A 22,029-nucleotide genomic window follows, 5' to 3' on the forward strand; every position below is an offset into this window, starting at 1 on the left:
CTACTCCCCGTCGACCCGGATTCAGGTAAGAATGGCGGCCTTGCCCTGATCGGAAGTGCCCATGGCCGGTGCCAGCCTGTTCACGCTACTCGACGACATCGCCAGCGTTCTGGACGACGTCTCCATCCTCACCAAGGTTGCAGCCAAGAAGACGGCGGGGGTGTTGGGCGACGACCTGGCGCTGAATGCGCAGCAGGTATCGGGGGTCCAGGCCAACCGGGAACTGCCGGTCGTCTGGAACGTGGCCAAGGGGTCGATGGTCAACAAGGCCATTCTCGTACCCGGTGCGTTGGCCATCAGCGCCTGGCTTCCGTGGGCGGTGACGCCCTTGATGATGATCGGCGGCGCATTCCTCTGCTACGAGGGTGTGGAAAAGCTCGCGCACAAGTTCCTCCACTCCAAGGAAGAAGAGGCACGCCACCACGCCCAGCACCTGGACCATTTGGCGGAGGGCACGACCGATCTGCTTGCCTTGGAGCGGGACAAGATCAAGGGTGCAATCCGCACCGATTTCATTCTGTCCGCTGAAATCATCGTGCTGTCGTTGGGCGTCGTGTCCAACCAGCCTTTCCTCCAGCAGGTGCTGGTCCTGGTGGGCATCGCACTGGCGATGACGGTGGGTGTATACGGCCTCGTGGCCGGGATCGTGAAGATCGACGACCTGGGCATGTGGCTGTCGCGCAAAGGGAAGGCACTCGCGTCTCTGGGGCGCGGCATCCTGTACGCCGCTCCGTGGCTCATGAAGTCATTGTCGGTGGCCGGTACCGCGGCCATGTTCCTGGTCGGTGGCGGCATCCTGGTGCACTCGGTGCCTGCACTCCACCATGCCGTGCAGTCGATGGCGCCGGAGGGGTGGGGTGGGGCGATTGCCACCTCGCTCGCCAACGTCGTCGTGGGTGTTCTGGTCGGTGCGGTCGTGCTTGCAGTCGTCAGCCTGGTCAGCCGCATCCGTGGGAAGGCACCGGCGACGCATTGAGTCGTCCAAGCCTGCCCTCACGTTTCCTCGACGCGAATGTGGCATGATCGGGCGATTCGCCTGAATCCACGCAGGGTGGCAGGCCGGGGACCGACAGGCAGGCGCAAGTGACGGCTGCGGAAACACTGCACATCGTAGGCGCTTGGCCGTGGGGCGGGATCGCCGTGCTGGTGCTCGTCTTGGCCGCATCGTCCTTGGCCGTGGCAAGCCTGCTTCGACGCAACCGGGTTCACGTGACCCATTTGGAGGCGGCCCACCGCGCCTTGCAGGAGGCCGATCGCGCCGCGGCCATTGGCCAAGGCGAATTGATCCAGGCGCGCGAGCGCCTGCGCCGGATGGAGCAGCAACAACGGGTGGTCTTTGGTGACAGCCCGGTCCCCATGTGGATCCAGAGTCCGACGCTCGGGCGTGTCGTGGCGGCCAACGCCGCTGCGCGGGAGGCCTTCGGTTTGGTGGAAGGCGAGGCCCCGCGGGCCGGTTCCGTGGCCCAGTCGCTGGCGTGGACGTTGGATACCCTCGCAACGCGCAGGCCGCAGGAGCGGCAGGCAGGCGAGCGGTGGAGTCATCCAGTCATCGATGGGCCGGCGCTGTCGGCGCACCTGCATGTTCGCGACCTGGTATTTGGCGGGGCGCCGTGCCTGCTGGTGACCGCGCTCCCTCTGGCCGTCGGCACGTCGGGAGTGGCGGCGTTGGCCGTGGAAGGCGCCCACGATGCCGCCTCGCATTGGGACGACGAGAAGCGCCAGTTCGCAACCGACCTGCGGCTCCTGCGACGTGCGGTGGAAACCACCGACAGCGGCATCGTGATCACGGATGCGACGCTGCCGGACAAGCCGATCATTTACGTCAATCCCGCATTCGAACGCATCACAGGATACGGCAGCGATGAGTTGATGGGCCGGAATTGCCGCTTTCTCCAGGGCACCGACCGCGAGCAGGCGCCGGTGGATGCCATCCGGGGCGCATTGCAGGACGGGCGCGATGTGCGCGTCACCCTGCGCAACTACCGTCGCGACGGCAGCCTGTTCTGGAACGACCTGCACCTGACGCCGCTGCGTTCCCCTTCGGGCGAGATCACCCACCATGTGGCGATCGTCAATGACGTGACCGAGCAGCGGCACTACGAGGACCAGCTCGCCTATCGCGCGACCCATGATGACCTGACCGGCCTGCCCAATCGCCAGTTGCTGCTGGATCGTCTGGAACAGGCCATTCGCATGGCCGACCGGAACGGTTCCTCGGTCGCAGTGATGTTCATCGATCTGGACGACTTCAAGCTGATCAACGACACGCTGGGCCATGCGGCAGGCGACAAGGTCCTGCGTGCGGTCGCCTCCCGGCTGTCGGGACTGGTGCGTGATACCGATACGGTGGCGCGCTTTGGCGGCGATGAATTCGTGGTGCTGTTGCCTGACCAGGGGGATCCCTCCGTGCGTGGGGTGGTGATCGAGCGGATCACCCAGGCCATTTCCCAGCCCATCATCATTGACGGCGTGGCGCATGCGATCACGCCCAGCATTGGCCATGCGTGCTACCCGGATTCGGGCAGCTCGGCGGACATGCTGCTGATGCGTTCGGACATGGCGATGTACCAGGCCAAACGGCAGGGCCGAAACCGTGCGGTTGGCTACGACGCCAGCTTCGATGCCAATACGTCCGAGCGACTGCTGTTGGTCAAGGAGTTGCGCGAAGCGTTCGAGAGCGACGAGTTCGTGCTGGCCTTCCAGCCCGTGTTCCACCGCGATGGCCGCCCGGTGGCCATGGAGGCGCTGGTACGCTGGAACCACCCGCAGCAGGGCGAAATCGCCCCGGGTCGTTTCATCAGCGTGTGCGAAGAGTCGGGCATGATCGCCGAGCTGGGACGCCGGGTGCTGATGATGGCCGCCCAGCACCACAGTCGTCTCGCCGCCCTTGGATTGAGTGAGTTCCGCATTGCGGTGAACGTGTCTGCCGCGCAGTTTGCCGAGTCGCTCTACGAGGACGTCCAGCAGGCGATGACCAAGTACGGGCTGCGGCCCGGCGCCCTGGAACTGGAACTGACCGAGTCCATGATCATGGACAACCCTGAGCATGCAATCGCCACCATGGAGGCGTTGACCCACCTGGGCGTGAGCATCGCGGTGGACGACTTTGGTACCGGCTATTCCAGCCTGGCGTACCTCAAGCGGCTGCCGATCCGACGGTTGAAGATCGACCGTTCGTTCGTGCGCGATCTGGCGGAAAACGCCAGTGACCGTTCGATCTGCCAGTCGGTGATCGCACTGGCGAAGGCGCTGGAGTTGGAAACCGTGGCCGAAGGTGTCGAAACGAAGGCCCAGCGGGACTGGCTGGCGCAGCACGGGGTTGACGAGCTGCAGGGTTACTACCTGAGTCGTCCCACGCACTTCGAAGGGGCGGTGGCCGTCATGGTCAAGGCGCTGCCGGCCAACCACCCGGTCTTGGCAGCGCTATCGCAGCCCATGGCGGAAGGCGCGGTCTAAGGCGCCTTCCGTGCGCGTGGGCCGTCAGCGAACGACGGTCACCGGGATCGGGCTCTCTGCGATCACCTTGGTGGCGACGGAACCCAGGAACACACTCGTCAATGCCGTGTGGCCCCGCGAGCCCATCACGATCAGGTCGGCCTTGAGGTCCTTGGCCGCCTTGACGATGGTCGGCGCCGGCGAGCCCACCCGCATGTCTTCCTTGAAGACGACCTTGGCACGATTGAGTGCCGTGCGTGCACTGCGGGTGGCGTAGGCCGCGTTGTCGGCATGGTATTTCTCCACGCCCTGCGCGCCAAGCGAAAGTGCCACGCTACGCAGTAGCGGCTCGTCGGCGAACATCAAGGTCACCTTGGGAGGTTTGGTCATGCTGGCGGCCAGCTTCGCAACGTGCTTCACGGCGCGGGTGGCGACCGGGCTGCCGTCTACGGCGAGGAGGATGTGCATCTGGGGCTCCTTGTGTGGGTGCAGGGCGGCGACTGCCCATGGTTTCAGCCTAGTACTTCGCGCCGTGCGGCGCTTGACCCGTATCAATCCAATCGCGCGCGGCGGCGTCGTGGTTACTCGAGTTGTTCGCGCGCGTAGGCGGCATCGAGCGCTTCCATGGCATCCAGTGGTGTCAGTTGGGCCGCCTTCTCGTACGCGGCTGCCGCTTCGTCTTCCTTCTTCTCCCCGTGCAGCAACATCAACAGGTTGCCGTGCTCCATGTGGGCGATGGGCGAATCCGGGGTCAGCTTGAGCGCCGTTTTCATGTGCTTTTCCGCTTCAGCGGCCTTGGCGCCGTACGTCAGGCCGCCGATCATGGCACCCACCTTGCCAATGATCTCGGCGTGGTACAGCGCCATCGCGGTGTGGGCCTCGGCGTGCTTGGGGGATAGCTCGAGGGCGTTATCGAGGGCGGCGCGTACCTTGCCGGCAATGCCCGCCTTGAGCGCCTTCACGATGCTGATGCACTGACTGTAGCGCCCCAGCGCGAACGCATGCCGGAAGTGGCTGTTGGCCTCCTCGGGCAGTACCGTGACCGCGGCCTCGGCCAGTTTGGCGGCCTGGTCGTAGCGCTTGAGCTTTTCGGCCTCGTCATAGACCAGGTGGGTCGCATGGATGCCGATGGCCTTCACCGCGACTGACGCCCCCACGGGCCCCAGTGCCACGCCAGCCTCATAGGCGGCCTTGAAGTCACCCTCGTGGAACGCGCGCCAGGCATCCTGCAACGCCTGGGCAAGGGCGTCCGCGTCCAGTCCCTTTGGGGCGTGCTTGCCAGCGGCCGCGATGAGTGCGGCCGCGCGCTTCTTGTCGGGGTAGGGTTCCTGGTCGCCGGCGTGCAGTCTAGGCCAAGCCTTCTTCAGGGCGTCGCCAGGAAAGGTAAAGCCTTGGATTGCCTTGGGAAGTGCCGCCCACGATGCCTTGCCTGCCATGACGTGCCCTCGATCCAGTGACGCCCCAGCATCCGCAAAATGCCGCTTGCTGGCAATTGGACCCGGCGGAGACGTGGGGAGGCCCCGGTAGTGTGTTTGCTCGGTTTGCGGGGACCAGAGTCGGCCTTGGGAAGCCGGAAAGTCCGCCCGGCCATGGAGTTCGTCCAATGGTTTCCAAGAAGCGAAAGCCACCCACGTCGCGCCGAACCACGGGGCGACACCTCTGGCTGGCCGGCTTGGGATTGGCGAGGGTTACGGTTCGTGAGGCGGTGGGTCTGCCTGGGCGGCTTTTCGCCAGCGCATCCCAGATGCCGCAGGACGCCGTGACAGGGCTGGCCGAGGTCCTCAGTGGTGTCAGGAGGGGCATCGACGCGGCATGCACCCCGGCTGATCCGGCAGCAACGCAGTTCAGTGATGCGGTCGAGCGCCGCCTGGCCCCGGTGCTGGTGAAATTCGGGCTCAGGCCGGCAAAGACGCCGGCGCGACCCCGCCGTCGGCAGCACACCCGTAGGCGCTTTCAGTCGCGATAGGCCCGGGTGAGCGTGTGCAGGTGCATGCGCTCGGCATCGCGCAGGAAAGGAGCGATCAGCATCATGACCTGCACGATGCCCTGCCGGATGGCCGCCTGCTCGTCCTTGTCGCCGCGTGCGGCCGAGTAGTTGAGCCAGAAGGTGGCAATCAGCAACACGTTGGTCGCCGTGGCCGCCAGTTCCTCCGCTGAGCCGCGCATGACACCGGCTTGGGAAAGCCCGCGCATGACCGAATGCGCCTGTTCGTCGGCGCGCTTCAGGATGCGCGCAAACCGCAGCCGCAAACGCCGGTTGCGGCTGAGGATTTCCACCAGGTCGCGGTGCAGGAAGCGGTAGTCCCAGATGCACTCGAACACGAGATGCAGCTGCAGCCAGACATCCTCCAGCCCCGGCAGGCGGCCTTCGGGCGCACCCAATGCGGCGTCCATGCGCTCCTCGAAGCGCGCGAACAGCTGCTCGATGATGTCGTCCTTGTTGCGGAAGTGGTAGTACAGGTTGCCCGGGCTGATCTCCAGCTCGTCGGCGATATGGTTCGTGGTGACGTTGGGCTCGCCTTGGGCGTTGAACATGCCCAAGGCGGTGTCGAGGATCTTCTGGCGCGTGTCCTTGGCCACGTGGTCGGCGTCCTGGCGTGGCGGGGCTTCAGCCGCGCAGTTTCTTCACGAGGTCGACGTACTTCTTCATGGCGTCCTCCTGCGAGGTGCCCTTGAGCTTGCTCCAGGCCTCGTACTTGGCGGTGCCCACGAAATCGAAGAAGCCGGGCTTGGCGCCTGTGACATCGCCTTCCGCGCCCTGCTTGTAGAGCGCGTAGAGGCGCAGCAGGGTGTCGTTGTCGGGCCGTTCGGCCAGGCTCTTGATGTCTTCGGCGGCTTGCTTGAATGCGACTTGCAGGTCCGACATGGGGCCCTCCCAGGCGCCACGAAGTGGTGCATTCATCACACCATGCAGGGTGTGGGGGGTCAATACGGCAGGGAATTGTGAGGCGGTCGCCAGTCTGGCAACGTAGGCGACACGGTGCCGTGCGGGGCTCCGTGGCCTGACTGGATCGGGCGAGAGGGGCGGCCCCGCCAAGGACTTGCCGCGACCACAACCAGGAGAGGGGCATGGGCTATTTCGTCACGGGTGCGACGGGCTTCATCGGACGCTTTCTGGTCGCCAACCTTATGCGCAAGCGCAAGGGTCCGGTGTACGTGCTGGTGCGCAAGGACTCCCTCAAGAAGCTGAGTGACATCGGCCAGCGCATGGGCTGGGACATGAAGCGCGTCGTGGCGGTGGAAGGCGACATGACCCGCGCGAGCTGTGGAGTGTCTCCGGCCAGGATCAAAGCCTTGCAGGGCAAGGTGAAGCATTTTTTCCATCTGGCCGCCATTTACGACCTCACCGCCAGCGCCGAGTCGCAGCGCGAGGCCAACATCGACGGCACTGCGCATGCGCTGGACCTGGCGGCGGCACTGAAGGCGGGATGTTTCCACCACACCAGTTCGATTGCCGCGGCCGGCTTGTATCCCGGCGTGTTCCGCGAGGACATGTTCGAGGAGGCGGAGGGCCTGGATGACCCCTACCTTCGCACCAAGCACGAGTCGGAAAGGCTGGTGCGCGCGGAGAAGCGCATCAAGTGGCGCATCTACCGTCCGGGCCTGGTGGTCGGCCACTCCCAGACCGGCGAAATGGACAAGATCGACGGCCCGTACTACTTCTTTACCTTCCTGAAGAAGTTGCGCGAGATGCTGCCGCCGTGGATGCCCACGCTGGGGCTGGAAGGCGGGCGCATCAACATCGTGCCGGTGGATTTCGTGGTCGACGCGATGGACTGCATTGCCCACAAGCCTCGGCTGGACGGCCAGTGCTTCCACCTCACCGATCCTGAGCCCATGCGCGTGGGCGAGGTGCTGAACACGTTTGCCCGAGCGGGCCACGCCCCGGAAATGACCATGCGGCTGGATGCGCGGATGTTCGCGTTCATCCCCGGGGGTGTGCGCTCGGCGGTGGGGAGCCTCCCGCCCGTCCGGCGCTTCGTTGGGATGTTGTTGCGCGATTTCCAGGTGCCCAAGGAGACGCTGAAGTTCCTCACCTATCCCACGCGCTTCGACAACAGGCAGGCCGAGCGAGCGCTCAACGGCAGCGGGATTACGGTGCCGAGGCTGGACACCTATGCGTGGCGCCTGTGGGACTACTGGGAGCGCTACCTGGATCCGGAACTGTTCATCGATCGCTCGCTCAAGGGCAAGGTCCGGGGGAAAGTCGTGGTGATCACCGGTGGCTCGTCGGGCATTGGGTTGAGCTCGGCGGCGAAGGTGGCGGCGGCCGGGGCGACCACCATCATCGTGGCCCGGGGCGAGGAGGAGTTGTTCAAGGCCCGGGATGCGATGCGTGCCGCAGGCGGGAAGGTGTTTGCTTACACAGCCGACCTGGCGGACATGGCCGATTGCGACCGACTGGTGAGAACGATCCTGGAGGAACACGGCAAGGTCGACATCCTGGTCAACAACGCAGGGCGCTCCATTCGCCGTTCCATCGAACTCTCCTACGATCGCTTCCATGACTTCGAGCGCACGATGCAGCTGAATTATTTCGGCAGCCTGCGCCTGATCATGGGATTCCTGCCGGGCATGACCGAGCGGCGGCGTGGTCACATCATCAATATCAGCTCAATTGGCGTGCTGGCCAACTCGCCCCGGTTTTCCGCCTATGTCGCGTCGAAGGCGGCCCTGGACGCCTTCAGCCGGTGTGCGCAGGGCGAGCTTTCCAGCAAGGGCATCAGCTTCACCACGATCAACATGCCGCTGGTAAAGACGCCAATGATTGCGCCCACCAAAATGTACGACAGTGTGCCGACGCTGACGCCCGAGGAGGCGGCGGACCTGGTGGTCAAGGGCATCATCGAGCGTCCCAGCCGAATCGCTACGCGGCTGGGCATTTTTGCCTCGTTGATCAACGCACTGGCGCCCAAGGCCTATGAGGTGGTGATGAACACCGCCTTTGAGCTGTTTCCGGACTCGGCCGCGGCCAAGGGGGACAAGAAGGCCCTCAGGGACGAGCAGCCAAGCAATGAGCAGATCGCGTTTGCCTCACTGATGCGCGGCGTGCATTGGTGACCCGACGTCAGAAGGTGGCGCACTGCAGGAAACGCACGCGCGCCTCGCTGCCGGCAGGTGGCTGCAGGTGCAGGCGCGACGTGCGCACGACTTCATAGCGCTTGACCACGGCGCAGATTTCGTCGACACGTTTCTGGCTGGCGTCTTCGGACAGCTGCACCAGGAGCGTGGATCGGGTCGACCAGATGGCGGAATCGACGCCGGGTAGCCTGCCGACCTGTTCGATGACGTCCTTGCGTTGCGCTTCCTCGGGCATTTGGGTCGCGCTGAGGGTGGCTTCCGGCTGCGGGGTTCCCACGGACGCCGGTGTGGCGGCTGTCTGTGCCTTTGCAGCGACGCCAGACCTGGGCTGGTGCTGGGTGGGGTTGGAGGCCACCGTGTCGGTGGTGGCGCTGCCGCCTTCCGGGGCAATCACGGTGGCCATGCCCAGCCCCAAGGCGACGGCGCCCGCCCAGCCCAATGCGGCCGTGCGAGTAACCGCTGCCTTGGCCTTGTCCCGCAAGCTCTGGTGGACGCTGGGGGGAAGCAGCGGCCCAATCATCGGCCAGAGTGCCTGGCCGTCCAGCGTATCGATGTCTGTCGCGAGTCGACGGGCCTGTGGCTCGAAGGTGCCCAGTGTCACGAGGATCCCGCCGGCAGCCCCATTGAGGCGTACCGCATCGTTGAGTTCACCGACCTGGTGCGGGGTGATCCGCGTGGCGGGGCCTTGCCTGCAGCTCAGCAGCCAGGTCTGGCCGCCACGGGTCAGGCGCAGGTCGGTCTGGTCGGGGTTGTATCCGTCGGGATGGGTCTCGAACCCTTGTGCCTGCAGGGCTTCGATGACGAAGCGCGAGAACTCACGCCAGCGCATGCCCGCGAGCGTGGCAATGCCGCCTGCGACGATCAGTTGCCGTTGCTTGACCAGGAGCAGGTAGGCCATGAGCGACCCACCCAGCAGCAGGGCGACCAGCAGTGTGACGGTGACGAACGACCCGTTGAACATTCCCACCCCGAACATGGACAGCCAGCCGCAAACTATACGTGGTGTGGGCGACGCCTTTCAGTACCCGATGCGACCGAGGTCGCATTGCGGCGGCCCGGACCGGGAACGCTGAAGGAAAGGAGCCCGCCAGTCCACAACCGCAAGGGGAGGGGAGCCAACGGCCACAGGGACTGGCGGGCTTGAACGGTAGGGGTCAGGACGCGGCGGGGGGCGCGGACTGGGCCTTGGTCTTGCGCGTGCGCGTGGCCGCGGCCTTTTTTGCGGTCTTCTTCGCGGGGGCCTTGGCGGCTTTAGCCTGGGACCGGGTGGCGCGCTTGGCGGGTGCCTTCGCAGCCGGGCGCGCGGTGCCGGACTGGCGCAATTGGGCGGTCAGTGCATCCACCCGCCGGCTCAGTTCGTTGAGATCCTCGCGGCCCGGGACGCCGAGTTTGTTCATGGCACGCTGGACGCGATCCTCGAAGACGCGCTCAAGACGATCCCAGGTGTCCGCGGCGCGTTCGCGCGCGTGGCCGACCTTGGACTCCACGGCGTCGCGCACCGCGTCGGCCTGCCCGCCTGCGAGCTTGCGCGCGGTCTGCTCCAGGTTGAGACCTTCCTTGACCAGCGCCTCGAACAGTCGAGTGCCTTCACTCTGCGCGCGTCCAAACGCCCCCATGCCGGCGAGCCAGATCTGTTGGGCCGATTCGCTGAGGGTCTTGCTCAGTCCGTCGGCGGAGGACGCGGTGCTGGTCTTTTTGGCCGTGGACTTCTTCGCGGACTTCTTGAACGTGGCCATGGTTCCCTCGTGGGATGGATGGGTTGTGTTCCAAGATGCGATGGGGGTCTAGAGCTTTCACACCACGCCGGGGGGGGGCATCTACCCGGGGCGGTGCCGCGACTTGTCAGGGCGGCTACGGGTGCCGGGTGGACGACGGGTGCGGGGTGCCGATGGGGAGGGCTGCTGTGAAACGCGTGTTTCCACCTCATCCAGTGCGCGACGAAGGCGCGCCGTGGCGTCTGAATCGCGCGGGGAGGGCGGCAGGCCATCGAGGATGGAGCGGTGGCTGTCGTTGAGCACGTCGTCACGCAAGGCCAGCCCATGTGCGGCCAGCATTGGCCGGAGCGTCTCCGCGCGTCGGCGCAGGTCGGCCAACGTGTTTCGGTAGCCGATCTGCGCGATCCGCGCGCGGGCGGAAAAGCTGAAAGCGTTGGTAAAGAACATCTCGCCATCGCGAGGGTTGGGCTCGAAAATCAGCTGGTCGATGTTGGGGTATTGGGTGGCGTATTTCGCCAGGCCCACTTGCATGCGCGACTGCAGGAGGGTGCGGAACGTCTGCGACAGCACGGCGGGCAAGCCCCCGCGGGCCAGGCGTCCGGAATGGCTGGCGCCCGCTTCAAGACCTTCGTCCTCGCCTTGGGCATTGAACGGCACCAAGGGGTTCACCCCGATCAGCAGGTCGATGTCCTGGTCCAGCACGACGGAGGCATGCATCGTGCGACGCAGCGCGCCGTCGACGAAGCTGCGGCCGCGGATCTGCACCGGCGGGTACAGGCCGGGCAGGGCGGCGCTGGCCTGCACCGCCTTGGAGATGGGTACGTCGCGCCATTGTTCGCTGCCAAAACGAACCGCCTCGCCGTTGTCCAGGTCAACGGCGATCACGTAAAGCGGCACGTCCAGCTTGCGGAAGTCATTGGTGCGACCACGCCGGGTCAGCACGTCGCGGAGGAAGCGTTCGACCTGCGCGTTGTCGAACAGCCCCGTCGGCACCAGCCCGCCAAAGCGCATGAGGAAGCTTGACCAGCTGGCCTCCCACGGCGACCTCAGCGTGTCGCGCCACCATTTCTGCGCGATGCGCGGCAGCGCGACGGCACGGCGCAGGTATTCGGCCACAGCCGGACGCATGAAATCCGAGGGACGGAAGACGACGTCGTTGCTGTCGCCCGTGATGAAGATGCGGCACATTTCCTCGGTGCGAATTCGATTGGCCAGCCCGGCCGCGAGGAAGGCACCGCTGCTGACGCCCACATAGCAGTCCATGCGATTCAGGTCGAGGCCTTCGATGGCCTCGTCCAGTGCACGAAGCGCACCCAGCTCGTACATGCTGCCGATCGGGCCGCCGCCGGCGATGGCCAGGCCAATGCGGGGCTTGGCCCCGGTATCGCGGCGTTGGCGGGCGGTGTGGAGTGACAGCATGCGCAGCAGTACGGATCGGTTGTCCCGAGTGTAGCCCAATCCAATTGGCCGGCTTTGGAGTCGTCGTCACACGCCGAGGAGGTGCGGTCCGGGGGCGTGATGGCCCTTGGGGCAACTGGCCGCCAGGCCGCGCTTGCTGCCGGTCGGCCTGTGAGCCGATGATCCATTCCCATGGCCCGCACCCGCGATCTGTCCATCCGGCTTCCTGACCTGTTGCAGCGCCACCAGCGGCTGACGGATCCCTCGCTTGAACCCCGCAACCGCTTGCGCTGGTTGCCGGAGCTGCGGCGGTGGCAGGCCGGTCGGCTGCGCCACAGCTTCGCCCACTTTCTGGACGACCCGAAGCGGCAGGCTGCGGCGGAATTTTTTCTCACGGACGTCTACGGCGACCACGATTTCACCCGACGCGACGCGGACATCGCCCGGGTGGTGCCGCTGATGCAGAAGCTGCTGCCTGACACCCTGTTGGCCAGCGTGGCCGACGCGATCGAACTGGGCCTGCTGACCCATGCCTTCGACCTGCGGATGGCCGGGGTATTGGAGTCGTTGGCGCCTCGGCGGCGTCGGCTGGATGGTGGGCTGTACGGCGAGGCGTACCGTGCGTGCGGATTGCCACGCTTGCGCGATCACCAGATTGACCTGATCGCCCGCGTCGGCACGGACCTGGGGCGCGGGCTGGAGTTGCCCGGCGTCAGGATGCTGTTGAAGCTGTCCCGGGGGCCTGCGCAGGCCGCGGGGTTGGCCGAATTGCAGGGGTTCCTGGAGCGTGGCGTGGAGGCCTTCGCCCGCCTTGGCGACCCGGAGGGCTTCATCGCCGAGATCGAGCGGGACGAGCGCCTGTTGTCACGTCGCCTGTTTGCTGGCGATCCGCTGGAGCTGGACGGAGAACACGCCTAGGCGATGGGCACCCGCCCCAAGGGCCGGCGCTCGGAAGGTCAGGCGAATCGCTCGTCCAGCACGCGGCGGATTTCCGCTTCGATAGGGCCTTTCAGTGCGCCCAGCAGGAATCCCAGCTTGGCGGTCACGTGCACGTTGCCCGGCTGCAGGGCGATGTGGCCATCCACGCCGTTGCGGGTGAAATGCAGCAGGTCGCCGTTCCAATGGTGCTCCACGCCGAAGCGTTCGTGCAGTTTCCGCGCTACTTCGTCAACGACGGCTCGTGCTTTGGCGGGCGATAGGGTGTGGGCGTGGTCGATGGCGATGTGCGACATGCGGGGCCTCCAAAGGGTGCGCGACTATTGTGGAGGCCAACGTGGGTGCTTCCAAGTGACCATGCCATGCTAGATTCCACGCACGTGACCGCGCCCAGACTCCGATTCCCGCATCGTGACCACTTTGACCTGGTACTGACACCGGGCGTGCATGCCATTGGCCTTGACGCCGACGGCCGGCCGCAGCCGGTGGAGGGCAGCGCAGATGCGCGCGTGCAGTTCTGCGTCGATCGCCGTGGCATCTGGCTCCAGTTGCGCGAAGGCGCGCGTGGCGTGCACGTCAACGGGCGCCCGGTCCGCCGGATGGCGATGTTGCGCGCAGGTGATGCGGTCTTCTTCGAAGGGCATCTGCTGCAGCTGGTCGGAAGGGAGCCGTTGCCGGTGCCGACCGACGCGCATGTCGAAGAGGGCCACCTCCATGCCGTGCTCCGTGGCGTGGGAGGCACGCACCATGGACGCGCCTTTCCGCTGGATCGCCCGAGAATTGTCGGCCGAAGGCCCGATTCGGACATCGTGATCTCCGACCACGATTTCGCAGAGCGCCATGCCCGGCTTGAACCTGATCCGGCGGGTGTCGTGCTGCGTGACATGGGGTCTGAGTCCGGCAGTACCGTGAACGGCCATCCTGTGCGCCATGCGCTCTTGCAGGTCGGCGACCAGGTCGTGTTCGATGGCGTGCACCGCTTCGTGGTGGAGGCCCCCATGCGCATGCTGGGCGAGGCCCTGCAAGAGACGGTGCTGTCGGATCAGGATGACGCACCCCCGGTCCTGGTCAACACGGGGCGTCGGGCAGCGATGTCCACGTCGGTGCGTCGCATCCCATGGCTGTTGCTGGCCGCCTTGTTCCTGGCGGCATCGCTCAGCCTGCTGTTGCTTTTCGGCGCGCGCTGACGCCACGCCAGCGCTGCGCGACTCGCCAGCCGAGCAGCACCGTGAGCAGGACGGCGTAGAGCAGCGGCTCGCGGATGTCCGACTTCACCAGCCACCAGAAATGCAGGATCGCCAGCACGCCAATGGCGTACACCGCCTTGTGCAGCCGCGCCCAGTGGCGGCCAAGTCGGCGGATGGCGGCCTGGGTGGACGTGGCGGCCAGCGGCAGCATCAACAGCCACGCTAGGAAGCCGACCGTGATGTACGGACGCTTGGCGATTTCCTCGAAGATCTGCATCCAGTAGCCGCGCAGGTCCAACACCAGGTACGCGGCGAAGTGGAGTGTCGCGTACGCGAAGGCGTACAGGCCCAGCATGCGCCGAAAGCGCAGTAGCACCGTCTGGCCGGTGAGCTGGCGCAGCGGCGTGACTGCCAGGGTCAGCATCAGCAGGCGCAAGGCCCACAGGCCCAGGCGGTGTTCGATTTCGGCCACCGGGTCGGCACCCAGTGCGCCGCTGCCGGTCAGGAGTTCCTCGCGGATCTGCACGGCGAGGATGGCCGCTGGCGTCAGCGCCAGGGCGTGTACGGCGGTCTTCAGGGCCGCATTGGCCGTGGGCGAGGGGCGCCAGGGCGCCATCAGAACCACTTCCTCAGGTCCAGGCCCTTGTACATGCCGGCGACCTGTTCGGCGTAACCGTTGAACAAGCGGGTGGGAATGCGCTCGGCGAACAGTTTGCTGGCCGTGCCGGCAATGCGGCGCTCGGTCTTCTGGCTCCAGCGCGGATGGTCCACGTTGGGGTTCACGTTGGAGAAGAAGCCGTACTCATCCGGCTGCAGGTCGTTCCAGGCGGTGGGGGGCATCTTCTCGACAAAGCGGATCTCGACGATGGACTTGATGCTCTTGAAGCCATACTTCCACGGCACCACCAGCCGCAACGGTGCACCGTTCTGCTGCGGCAGCGGCTTGCCGTACAGGCCGGTGGCCAGCAGGGTAAGGGGGTGCATGGCCTCGTCGATGCGCAGGCCTTCGCGGTAGGGCCAGTCGATGCTGCGATACACCAGCCCGGGCATCTGCCTTGGGTCCGCCAGGGTCGTGAAGGCGACGTACTTGGCCCTCGAGGTCGGCTGGAAGCGCTTGAGCACGCTGGCCAACGGGACCCCGAGCCATGGAATCACCATGGACCAGCCTTCGACGCAGCGCAGGCGGTAGATGCGCTCCTCGGGTGTCAGGCCCTTGAGCAGGTCGGTCAGGTCGAGCACGCCGGGTCTGGCGCATTCACCGCTGACGGCGATCGTCCAGGGGGACGTGCGCAGGGTCTTGCGCGCCTTGGACGGGTCGGCTTTGCCCGTGCCGAATTCGTAGAAATTGTTGTAGGTCGTGACGTCTTCGATGCGGGTCAGCACTTCGTCGGTCCGCAAGCCCGAGCGCGCCTGCTGGGGCGTGAGGGCGACCCTTGGCGGTGCAGGTGGATCGGCCTCAGCACAGCCAGACAGGGCCAGCGCGGGGCTGGCTGCCAAGGCCGCGATCAGGCGCCGGCGGTCGCGGTACACCGCCTCGTCGGTGATCTGGGCGGCGGGAATCCGGAGGGCATCACGCAGGGACATCGGGCGACATCAAAGATGAGTTAGCCCAGTAGACCGCGGAATCGGTTAAGAAGTTGCATGGCAATGCGGGATCACCCCATCCACCCCGTGGGTTTGCGCTCCATACGATGCGGCTGGCCGGCAACCACTGCCTTGCGGGGGCTTCGCAGCCGACACTCAGGGCTTCAGGAGACGTGGGATGACCTCGTGCAGGGCGGCCGACAGCAGTTCCCGGTCGAGGTTGGGCTCACGGGTCTCGCGCACGCGCAGCCCTTCGAACAACAGTTGGATGATCAGGGCACGCGGCGGGGTCAGTTCGGGCGGCAGGGCATGCCCGCCCTCGTCCTTGCTGCGCGTCAGCCAGTCGTGAAGCGCCTGGCGCAGGCCCTCGTCGAAGTTGCGCACGGCCGCGGCGATCTGCGGGTCGCGCGTGGACTCGGCGGACAACTCCAGCAGCAGGGAGGCGCTGAGCCGCCGCGAGTCATCGCCGCAGGCACGGCCATACCCGGCCACCATTTCCTCGGCGAGGTCGACCTTGCGGCTCAGGCGGATGTCCTCGCGCAAAAGTTCCAGCTGGCGCTCGACGATGGCCTGGATGATGGCGCTCTTGTTCTCGAAGTAGCGGTAGATCAGGCCGGGACTCATCCCGGCCGTCTCGGCGATCTTGGCCATGCCCGCAGCGTGGAAGCCGAACTCGATGAAGCATTGCTGCGCGGCGCAGAGAATGCGTTCGCGCTGCGCCTGCGTCCGGGCTTCGGCCTTGCTGCTGCGGGCTTTGACGTTCATTGACCTGTTTCGCTCCATCCGCCGCCGAGCGCCCGGTACAGGGCCACCCGGTTGGCCTGTTCGGCCTGGCGCACCGTGATCAGCCCTTGCTGGGCCGCATACAGTGTGCGCTGTGCGACCAGCCGTGTCAGGTAGCTGTCGCGTCCGGCCTCGTGGCGGGTCCTGGCCAGCACGTCGGCTTGCGTCGCGGCCTCGACTCGGGATTGTGCCGCCGCATGCTGGCGTGCCAGCGTTTCGGACAGCGCGAGGGCATCGGCGGCATCGCGGAACCCGGACTGGATGGCCTTTTCATACTCCGCCAGCGCGATGTCGCGGTCCACCTTGGCCACGGCGAGGTTGGCGCGCAGCTTGCCGCCCTGGAAGATCGGCAGGGTGATGCGCGGGACGAAACTCCACACCTGCGTGCCGGCCGAGAACAGGTCCGACAACTCGGTGCTGGCCGCGCCCACCGAGCCGGTCAGCGAGATCGACGGGAAGAACGCCGCGCGCGCGGCGCCGATGTTGGCGTTGGCGGCCAGCAACTGGTGTTCGGCGGCGCGCACGTCGGGGCGGCGCAGCAGCGCTTCCGAGGGCAGGCCGGCGGGCAGCGGCAGGAGGCCGATCGCGCCGTCTCGTAGCCCATCGGGCAGCTGCTCGGGGGCGAGGGGTGTGCCGGCCAGCAACTGGAGGGCGTGCAGGTCGCGGGCCACTTCGCCCTCGAAGCGCGCCACGTCGCCCCGCGCGCCTTCAAGCTCCGCTTTCGCCTGGTTCAACTCAAGCCCGGAGGCGGCACCCAGCGCGTGGCGTCTTTCCGCCAGTGCGTGGCTGCCCTCGTAGGTGGCCAGCGTGGCTTGCGCCACTTTCAGCAGGTCCTGGTCGGCGGCGAGCGTGAGGTAGGCGTTGGCGACTTCGGCGATCAGGCTCAGTTGCACACCGATGCGCGCTTCGTCGCTGGCGAAGTAGCGTTGCAGGGCCGCCTCACTGAGGTTGCGCACGCGTCCGAACAGGTCCAGCTCAAAGGCGGAGAGCCCCACGCCGGCGGTGTACACCTCCGTGGTCGGCACGTCGCCACCACTACGTTCCAGCTGCGCGCTGGCGCCCAAAGCCGGCAGGCGGTCGGCGCGCTGGACGCGGTACTGGCCACGGACGCGCTCCACGTTGAGCGCAGCTACGCGCAGGTCGCGATTGTTGGCCAGTGCGGTTTCGATCAACGCATCCAGCTTTGGATCGGCGAAGAAGTCGCGCCAGCCAATGTCGGCCACCGGCAGGGCGGGGACGCCGCCCTCTCTGGTCGGATTGGCGGCCGTGCTTGTCGCAGCGTTGTAGGTTGCCGTCGTGGTTGTGGTCGCTGCAGGGGTTGCAGGCGTTGCAGGGCCCAACGCGCCGCTGTCGGCCGGGATCGGATCGGTTGCGGCAGGCGCCTCCAAAAGGGCAGCAGCGGCGGTTGTTTCGGGCAGCGGCCACTTGGCCGGAATGCCCATCTCAGCTTTGGGCACCGCGGGGACCAGCGTGGCGCAGCCGCCAGTGAACAGTGCAGTGGCCAGGGCCAGGGCCAACGGTGCAAACAGGGGCTTAGTCATGGGCAGGGGCTCCAGAAGTAACAGCCGCCTTCGCCTTGCGCCGGACGAAGACGCGCTGCACGACCACGAAGAACAAGGGGATGAAGAACACGCCCAACGCCGTGCCGACGACCATGCCGCCGAGCACGCCCGTGCCAATGGCGCGCTGCGCTCCGGAACCGGCGCCACTGGCGATGGCCAGCGGCAGCACGCCCAGGCCGAAGGCCAGCGAGGTCATGATGATCGGGCGCAGGCGGTCCTTGACGGCCTGCATGGTCGCGGCGATCAGCTCCATGCCGCTCTCCAGGTTGGCCTTGGCGAACTCCACGATCAGGATCGCGTTCTTGCTGGTCAGGCCCACCGTGGTGAGCATGGCCACCTGGAAGTACACATCGCGGCCCATGCCGGCCAGGGTGTTGGCCAGCGCGGCGCCGAGGATGCCCAGCGGGGCCACCAGCAGCACCGCGGTCGGGACCGTCCAGCTTTCGTACAGCGCGGCCAGGCACAGGAACACGATCATCAGCGATAGCACGTACAACAGCGTGGTCTGCGACCCGGCCTGCTGCTCCTGGTACGACAACGCGGTCCACTCGATGCCGAAGCCTGGCGGCAGTTGCGCGCTCAGACGCTCGATCTCGGCCATCGCATCGCCCGAGGACACGCCCGGCGCGCCTTGGCCCTGGATCTCCACCGCCGACACGCCGTTGTAGCGTTCCAAACGCGGCGAACCGTATTCCCAGTGGGTGCTGGCGAACGCGGAGAACGGCACCATCTCGCCCTGGTTGTTCTTCACCGACCAGAGATTGAAGTCCTCGGGGCTCATGCGGAACTTCGCATCGGCCTGCAGGTACACGCGCTTGACGCGGCCACGGTCGATGAAATCATCGATGTAGCTGCTGCCCCACGCCGTGGCCAGGGTGGCGTTGATCTGGTCGATCGAGAGCCCCAGCGCGGAGGCCTTGGCCTGGTCGACATCCACCCGGAACTGCGGCGTGTCGTCCTGGCCGTTGGGGCGCACCGCCACCAGCTTCTTGCTCTGCGACGCCGCACCCAGCAACTGGTTGCGCGCGGCCACCAGCGCCTGGTGGCCCTGTCCCGTGTTGTCCTTGAGGAAGAAGGTGAAGCCCGCGGCGGTGCCCAGTTCCGGCATGGCCGGAGGCGGGAACACGAAGGCCATCGCGTCCTTGATCTGCATCAGCGCGCCCATGCCACGACCGGCGACGGCGCCCGCGCTGAGTTCCGGCGAGCCGCGCTCGCTCCAGTCCTTGAGCTTGACGAAGGCCATGCCCGAGTTCTGGCCCATGCCGGCAAAGCTGAAGCCCTGCACCGACAGCACCGAGTCCACCGCGTCCTTCTCGTTGTTGAGGAAGTGGTTCTCGATGGTCTGGATGGTCTCCAGCGTGCGCTCCTGCGTGGCACCGACCGGGGTCTGGATCAGCGAGAACAGCACGCCCTGGTCCTCCTCGGGCAGGAAGGCGGTGGGCAGGCGCATGAACAGCAGGCCCATCACCACCACCATCGCCGCGAAGATGCCCATCGAGCGCGCCGGCCGGGCCAGCAGGCCACGCACGCCGCGCTGGTACTTGGCGCTGGAGGCATCGAAGCCGGTGTTGAAGCGATGGAAGAACCGGGCGAAAAAGCCGTTGCCACTGTCGTGGTGTTCACCCTTCTTCAGCGGCTTGAGCATGGTGGCGCACAGCGCCGGCGTCAGCACGATGGCCACGACCACCGACAACGCCATCGCCGAGACAATCGTCGCGGAGAACTGCCGGTAGATGATGCCTGTGGAGCCCGACATGAACGCCATCGGCACGAACACCGCGGACAGCACCAGGCCGATGCCGACCAGCGCGCCGGTGATCTGGTCCATCGACTTGCGCGTGGCTTCCAGCGGCGAGAGGCCTTCCTCAGTCATCAGGCGCTCGACGTTCTCCACCACCACGATCGCGTCGTCCACCAGCAGGCCGATGGCCAGCACCATGGCGAACATGGTCAGCATGTTGATCGAGAAGCCCATCGCCGCGAGGATGCCGAACGTGCCCAGCAGCACCACGGGCACCGCGATCGTCGGGATCAGCGTGGCGCGGAAGTTCTGCAGGAACAGGTACATCACCAAGAACACCAGCACAACGGCTTCGAGCAGCGTCTTGATGACGTTCTTGATCGACACCTGCACGAAGGGCGTGGTGTCGTAGGCGGTGATCGTCTTCAGCCCGGCCGGGAACGTCGGGCGCAGGTCCTCGACCGCCTGTTCAACTGCCGCCGCCGTGTCCAGCGCGTTGGCGCCGGTGGCCAGCGACAAGGCGATGCCGGTGGCCGGCTTGCCATTGAAGCGGGTGACGAAGTCGTAGGTTTCCGCGCCAAGTTCGACGCGCGCGATGTCGCCGAGCTTGAGCGTCGAGCCGTCCGGATTGGCGCGCACGATGATCTGGCGGAACTGTTCCGGCGTCTGCAGGCGGTCCTGCGCGGAAATGGTGGCATTGAGCTGCTGGCCATCAATGGCCGGCGTGCCGCCCAGCTGGCCCAGCGCGACTTGCGCGTTCTGCGCGCGAATCGCGGCGGTGACTTCGCTGGTGGAGAGCTTATAGGTATCCAACTTGCCCGGGTCCAGCCAGATGCGCATGGCGTACTTGCCGCCAAACACCTGGATGTTGCCCACGCCCGGCACGCGGCTGAGCGGGTCGACCAACGTGCTGCCCACGAAGTCGGCGATGTCGTTCTTGTCCATGCTGCCGTCTTCGGAGACGAAGGCCAGCACCTGCAGGAAGCTCGAGCGCGACTTGGAGACGTTGATGCCCTGGCGTTGCACCTCCTGCGGCAGCAGCGGCATGGCCAGTTGCAGCTTGTTCTGCACCTGCACCTGCGCGGTGTCGACGTTGGTGGCGTTGTCGAACGTCAGGGTGATGGTTGCCATGCCGTTGGACGAGCTGTTGGACGAGAAGTAGATCAACCCGTCCAGGCCCTTCATGTTCTGCTCAATGATCTGCGTCACCGAGTCCTCGACCACCTTGGCCGAGGCGCCCGGGTAGGTGGCGCGGATCTCCACTGCCGGCGGGGCAATGGTCGGGTACATCGATACGGGCAGCTTGAAGATGGCCAAGCCGCCCGCGAGCATGATGATGATCGCGATGACCCACGCGAAGATGGGTCGATCAATGAAGAAACGTGCCATGCGCGGCGCCCCTTACTTGGCGCCCGCAGCGGCGGCGGGTGCGGTGAAGGGATTGCCCGACTTGGCAACGGGGGTGGTGGCGCCGGCTTCGCTGGCGACCACGGGCACGCCCGGCTTGATCTTCTGCAGGCCCTCGACGATGACCTTGTCGCCGGCCTTCAGGCCGCCCTCGACCAGCCACTGGTCACCGACGGTACGACTGACCTTGACCGGGCGCTGCTCGACCTTGCCGTCCTTGCCGACCACCATCGCCGACGTGTTGCCCTTGGGGTCACGGGCGATGCCCTGCTGCGGCACCAGGATCGCGTCGCGGCGCTCACCGCTGCCGATGACCGCGCGCACGTACATGCCCGGCAGCAGCACGCCGTCCGGGTTTGGGACCACCACGCGCAGCGCGAAGCTGCCGGTGCTCGGGTCGACGGTGACTTCCGAGAACGCCAGCTTGCCCTCGTGCGAATAGGCAGTGCCGTCTTCCAGCAGGACGGTGACGGGCAGAGTGTCGTTGCTGGCGAGCGAGCCGTTCGCCAGCCCCTTGCGCAGCGCCAGCAGCTCGGCGCTGGACTGGGTGAGGTCGACGTAGATCGGGTCCAACTGCTGCACGGTGGCCAGCGGCAGCGCCTGGCCGGCACTGACCAGCGCGCCCTGGGTCACCGACGACTTGCCGATGCGGCCGCTGATGGGCGAGGCGATGCGCGCGTGGCCGAGGGTGACACCGGTGCCGTCGACGCCGGCTTGGGCGGCCTTCACGTCGGCCTCGGCCTGGCGCAGGGTCGCCTGCGCATTGTCGTTGTCCTGGCGGCTGACCGCATCGACCTTGACCAGTTCGGCACTGCGCTGGGCATTCAGCCGGGCCGTGACCAGCGCCGCCTGGGCGCGGGCGAGGGCGGCCCGGGCGCTGTTGGCGTCGGCGCGGTAGGCCGCGTCATCGATCTGGTACAGGGGTTGGCCGGCCTTGACCTCACCGCCTTCGGTGAAAAGGCGGCGCCGGATGATGCCGGAGACCTGCGGGCGGACTTCAGCGACCAGGAACGGGGTGGTGCGGCCGGGCAGTTCGCGGGTCAGGACGGTGTCCTGAGGCTTCAGGGTCACGACGGTGACGGGGACGGCTTGTGCGGCCGGCGGTTGGGCCGGTGCATCGCCGTCGCAGGCGGTGAGGATGAGAGACAGCGACAGGGCCAGGGGCGCCAGACGAAGGAGGGGTCGGGACATGGGGGAGG

General features: G+C 66.5%; 19 protein-coding genes. 5 read left to right on the forward strand and 14 right to left on the reverse strand.

Going from position 1 to position 22,029, the window contains the following annotated elements; all coding sequences use genetic code 11:
* The first annotated feature begins 61 nt into the window (after positions 1-61).
* The gene (locus ACYVBS_RS09165; RefSeq protein ID WP_460823214.1) at positions 62-976 is read left to right on the forward strand and encodes a DUF808 domain-containing protein; all 915 of its coding nucleotides are present in this window, start codon (positions 62-64) and stop codon (positions 974-976) included.
* Positions 977-1,083: 107 nt separating this feature from the next.
* Complete coding sequence (locus ACYVBS_RS09170; protein ID WP_460823215.1) at positions 1,084-3,456, forward strand: putative bifunctional diguanylate cyclase/phosphodiesterase; 2,373 nt, start codon at positions 1,084-1,086, stop codon at positions 3,454-3,456.
* A gap of 24 nt (positions 3,457-3,480) precedes the next feature.
* Here the strand turns inward: ACYVBS_RS09170 and ACYVBS_RS09175 are convergent, their stop codons facing one another.
* The 4 genes from ACYVBS_RS09175 to ACYVBS_RS09190 form a co-directional block, all read right to left on the reverse strand.
* Positions 3,481-3,903 (reverse strand): universal stress protein, encoded by a 423-nt coding sequence (locus ACYVBS_RS09175; RefSeq protein WP_460823216.1) that lies wholly within the window; start codon positions 3,901-3,903, stop codon positions 3,481-3,483.
* Positions 3,904-4,016: 113 nt separating this feature from the next.
* Positions 4,017-4,871 carry a hypothetical protein gene (locus tag ACYVBS_RS09180; protein ID WP_460823217.1) on the reverse strand — a complete coding sequence of 285 codons (855 nt, stop codon included), beginning with the start codon at positions 4,869-4,871 and terminating at the stop codon, positions 4,017-4,019.
* Between the two features lie 517 nt (positions 4,872-5,388).
* Complete coding sequence (locus ACYVBS_RS09185; RefSeq protein ID WP_460823218.1) at positions 5,389-6,015, reverse strand: TetR/AcrR family transcriptional regulator; 627 nt, start codon at positions 6,013-6,015, stop codon at positions 5,389-5,391.
* Between the two features lie 28 nt (positions 6,016-6,043).
* Positions 6,044-6,301 carry an acyl-CoA-binding protein gene (locus tag ACYVBS_RS09190; RefSeq protein WP_460823219.1) on the reverse strand — a complete coding sequence of 86 codons (258 nt, stop codon included), beginning with the start codon at positions 6,299-6,301 and terminating at the stop codon, positions 6,044-6,046.
* Positions 6,302-6,504: 203 nt separating this feature from the next.
* On the opposite strand from ACYVBS_RS09190, the gene ACYVBS_RS09195 reads away from it, so the two are divergent.
* Complete coding sequence (locus ACYVBS_RS09195; RefSeq protein ID WP_460823221.1) at positions 6,505-8,496, forward strand: SDR family oxidoreductase; 1,992 nt, start codon at positions 6,505-6,507, stop codon at positions 8,494-8,496.
* A 7-nt stretch (positions 8,497-8,503) separates the two neighbouring features.
* Here ACYVBS_RS09195 and ACYVBS_RS09200 read toward each other — a convergent pair whose 3' ends face one another.
* From ACYVBS_RS09200 to ACYVBS_RS09210, 3 genes are all read right to left on the reverse strand, one after another.
* Entirely contained in the window at positions 8,504-9,478 is a 975-nt protein-coding gene (locus ACYVBS_RS09200) for a restriction endonuclease (RefSeq protein WP_460823222.1), read from the reverse strand.
* 193 nt (positions 9,479-9,671) lie between these two features.
* Positions 9,672-10,253 carry a phasin family protein gene (locus ACYVBS_RS09205; RefSeq protein WP_460823223.1) on the reverse strand — a complete coding sequence of 194 codons (582 nt, stop codon included), beginning with the start codon at positions 10,251-10,253 and terminating at the stop codon, positions 9,672-9,674.
* A gap of 81 nt (positions 10,254-10,334) precedes the next feature.
* Positions 10,335-11,651, reverse strand: a complete 1,317-nt coding sequence (locus ACYVBS_RS09210) for a patatin-like phospholipase family protein (RefSeq protein ID WP_460823224.1) — start codon at positions 11,649-11,651, stop codon at positions 10,335-10,337.
* Between the two features lie 171 nt (positions 11,652-11,822).
* Here ACYVBS_RS09210 and ACYVBS_RS09215 point away from each other — a divergent pair, with 171 nt between their 5' ends.
* The gene (locus ACYVBS_RS09215) at positions 11,823-12,548 is read left to right on the forward strand and encodes an FFLEELY motif protein (protein WP_460823226.1); all 726 of its coding nucleotides are present in this window, start codon (positions 11,823-11,825) and stop codon (positions 12,546-12,548) included.
* A 38-nt stretch (positions 12,549-12,586) separates the two neighbouring features.
* Here ACYVBS_RS09215 and ACYVBS_RS09220 read toward each other — a convergent pair whose 3' ends face one another.
* On the reverse strand, positions 12,587-12,862 hold the full coding sequence (locus tag ACYVBS_RS09220; RefSeq protein WP_460823227.1) for a polyhydroxyalkanoic acid system family protein: 276 nt from the start codon (positions 12,860-12,862) through the stop codon (positions 12,587-12,589).
* A gap of 66 nt (positions 12,863-12,928) precedes the next feature.
* On the opposite strand from ACYVBS_RS09220, the gene ACYVBS_RS09225 reads away from it, so the two are divergent.
* Entirely contained in the window at positions 12,929-13,753 is an 825-nt protein-coding gene (locus ACYVBS_RS09225) for an FHA domain-containing protein (protein WP_460823229.1), read from the forward strand.
* On the opposite strand, the gene ACYVBS_RS09230 is transcribed toward ACYVBS_RS09225, so the two are convergent.
* The 6 genes from ACYVBS_RS09230 to ACYVBS_RS09255 all read right to left on the reverse strand — a co-directional run bounded on the left by ACYVBS_RS09230 (position 13,722) and on the right by ACYVBS_RS09255 (position 22,021).
* Positions 13,722-14,369, reverse strand: a complete 648-nt coding sequence (locus ACYVBS_RS09230; protein ID WP_460823230.1) for a protein-methionine-sulfoxide reductase heme-binding subunit MsrQ — start codon at positions 14,367-14,369, stop codon at positions 13,722-13,724. The two genes, ACYVBS_RS09225 and ACYVBS_RS09230, sit on opposite strands and share 32 nt — an antisense overlap.
* A complete protein-coding gene (gene msrP, locus ACYVBS_RS09235; protein ID WP_460823231.1) occupies positions 14,369-15,337 on the reverse strand; it encodes a protein-methionine-sulfoxide reductase catalytic subunit MsrP in 969 nt (322 codons plus the stop codon). The genes ACYVBS_RS09230 and msrP overlap by 1 nt, the downstream gene beginning before the upstream one ends.
* Before the next feature lie 156 nt (positions 15,338-15,493).
* Positions 15,494-16,102, reverse strand: coding sequence for a TetR/AcrR family transcriptional regulator (locus ACYVBS_RS09240; RefSeq protein WP_460823232.1), 609 nt, complete (start codon positions 16,100-16,102; stop codon positions 15,494-15,496).
* Positions 16,099-17,661 (reverse strand): efflux transporter outer membrane subunit, encoded by a 1,563-nt coding sequence (locus ACYVBS_RS09245; protein WP_460823233.1) that lies wholly within the window; start codon positions 17,659-17,661, stop codon positions 16,099-16,101. Before ACYVBS_RS09245 ends, ACYVBS_RS09240 begins: the two co-directional genes overlap by 4 nt.
* The gene (locus tag ACYVBS_RS09250) at positions 17,654-20,812 is read right to left on the reverse strand and encodes an efflux RND transporter permease subunit (RefSeq protein ID WP_460823235.1); all 3,159 of its coding nucleotides are present in this window, start codon (positions 20,810-20,812) and stop codon (positions 17,654-17,656) included. Before ACYVBS_RS09250 ends, ACYVBS_RS09245 begins: the two co-directional genes overlap by 8 nt.
* A 12-nt stretch (positions 20,813-20,824) precedes the next feature.
* Positions 20,825-22,021: an efflux RND transporter periplasmic adaptor subunit gene (locus tag ACYVBS_RS09255; RefSeq protein WP_460823236.1), complete on the reverse strand. Its 1,197-nt coding sequence runs from the start codon at positions 22,019-22,021 to the stop codon at positions 20,825-20,827.
* Between the last annotated feature and the right edge of the window lie 8 nt (positions 22,022-22,029).

This window comes from Lysobacter olei (assembly GCF_054777355.1).

Bases quoted from the DNA above. Each gene is read 5' to 3' on its own strand.
- ACYVBS_RS09190 (WP_460823219.1), bottom strand. From the start codon at position 6,301: ATGTCGGACCTGCAAGTCGCATTCAAGCAAGCCGCCGAAGACATCAAG.
- ACYVBS_RS09200 (WP_460823222.1), bottom strand. From the start codon at position 9,478: ATGTTCAACGGGTCGTTCGTCACCGTCACACTGCTGGTCGCCCTGCTG.
- ACYVBS_RS09245 (WP_460823233.1), bottom strand. From the start codon at position 17,661: ATGACTAAGCCCCTGTTTGCACCGTTGGCCCTGGCCCTGGCCACTGCA.
- ACYVBS_RS09255 (WP_460823236.1), bottom strand. From the start codon at position 22,021: ATGTCCCGACCCCTCCTTCGTCTGGCGCCCCTGGCCCTGTCGCTGTCT.
- ACYVBS_RS09165 (WP_460823214.1), top strand. From the start codon at position 62: ATGGCCGGTGCCAGCCTGTTCACGCTACTCGACGACATCGCCAGCGTT.
- ACYVBS_RS09225 (WP_460823229.1), top strand. From the start codon at position 12,929: ATGCTAGATTCCACGCACGTGACCGCGCCCAGACTCCGATTCCCGCAT.
- ACYVBS_RS09250 (WP_460823235.1), bottom strand. From the start codon at position 20,812: ATGGCACGTTTCTTCATTGATCGACCCATCTTCGCGTGGGTCATCGCG.
- msrP (WP_460823231.1), bottom strand. From the start codon at position 15,337: ATGTCCCTGCGTGATGCCCTCCGGATTCCCGCCGCCCAGATCACCGAC.
- ACYVBS_RS09175 (WP_460823216.1), bottom strand. From the start codon at position 3,903: ATGCACATCCTCCTCGCCGTAGACGGCAGCCCGGTCGCCACCCGCGCC.
- ACYVBS_RS09180 (WP_460823217.1), bottom strand. From the start codon at position 4,871: ATGGCAGGCAAGGCATCGTGGGCGGCACTTCCCAAGGCAATCCAAGGC.
- ACYVBS_RS09240 (WP_460823232.1), bottom strand. From the start codon at position 16,102: ATGAACGTCAAAGCCCGCAGCAGCAAGGCCGAAGCCCGGACGCAGGCG.
- ACYVBS_RS09230 (WP_460823230.1), bottom strand. From the start codon at position 14,369: ATGGCGCCCTGGCGCCCCTCGCCCACGGCCAATGCGGCCCTGAAGACC.
- ACYVBS_RS09205 (WP_460823223.1), bottom strand. From the start codon at position 10,253: ATGGCCACGTTCAAGAAGTCCGCGAAGAAGTCCACGGCCAAAAAGACC.
- ACYVBS_RS09215 (WP_460823226.1), top strand. From the start codon at position 11,823: ATGGCCCGCACCCGCGATCTGTCCATCCGGCTTCCTGACCTGTTGCAG.
- ACYVBS_RS09210 (WP_460823224.1), bottom strand. From the start codon at position 11,651: ATGCTGTCACTCCACACCGCCCGCCAACGCCGCGATACCGGGGCCAAG.
- ACYVBS_RS09195 (WP_460823221.1), top strand. From the start codon at position 6,505: ATGGGCTATTTCGTCACGGGTGCGACGGGCTTCATCGGACGCTTTCTG.
- ACYVBS_RS09220 (WP_460823227.1), bottom strand. From the start codon at position 12,862: ATGTCGCACATCGCCATCGACCACGCCCACACCCTATCGCCCGCCAAA.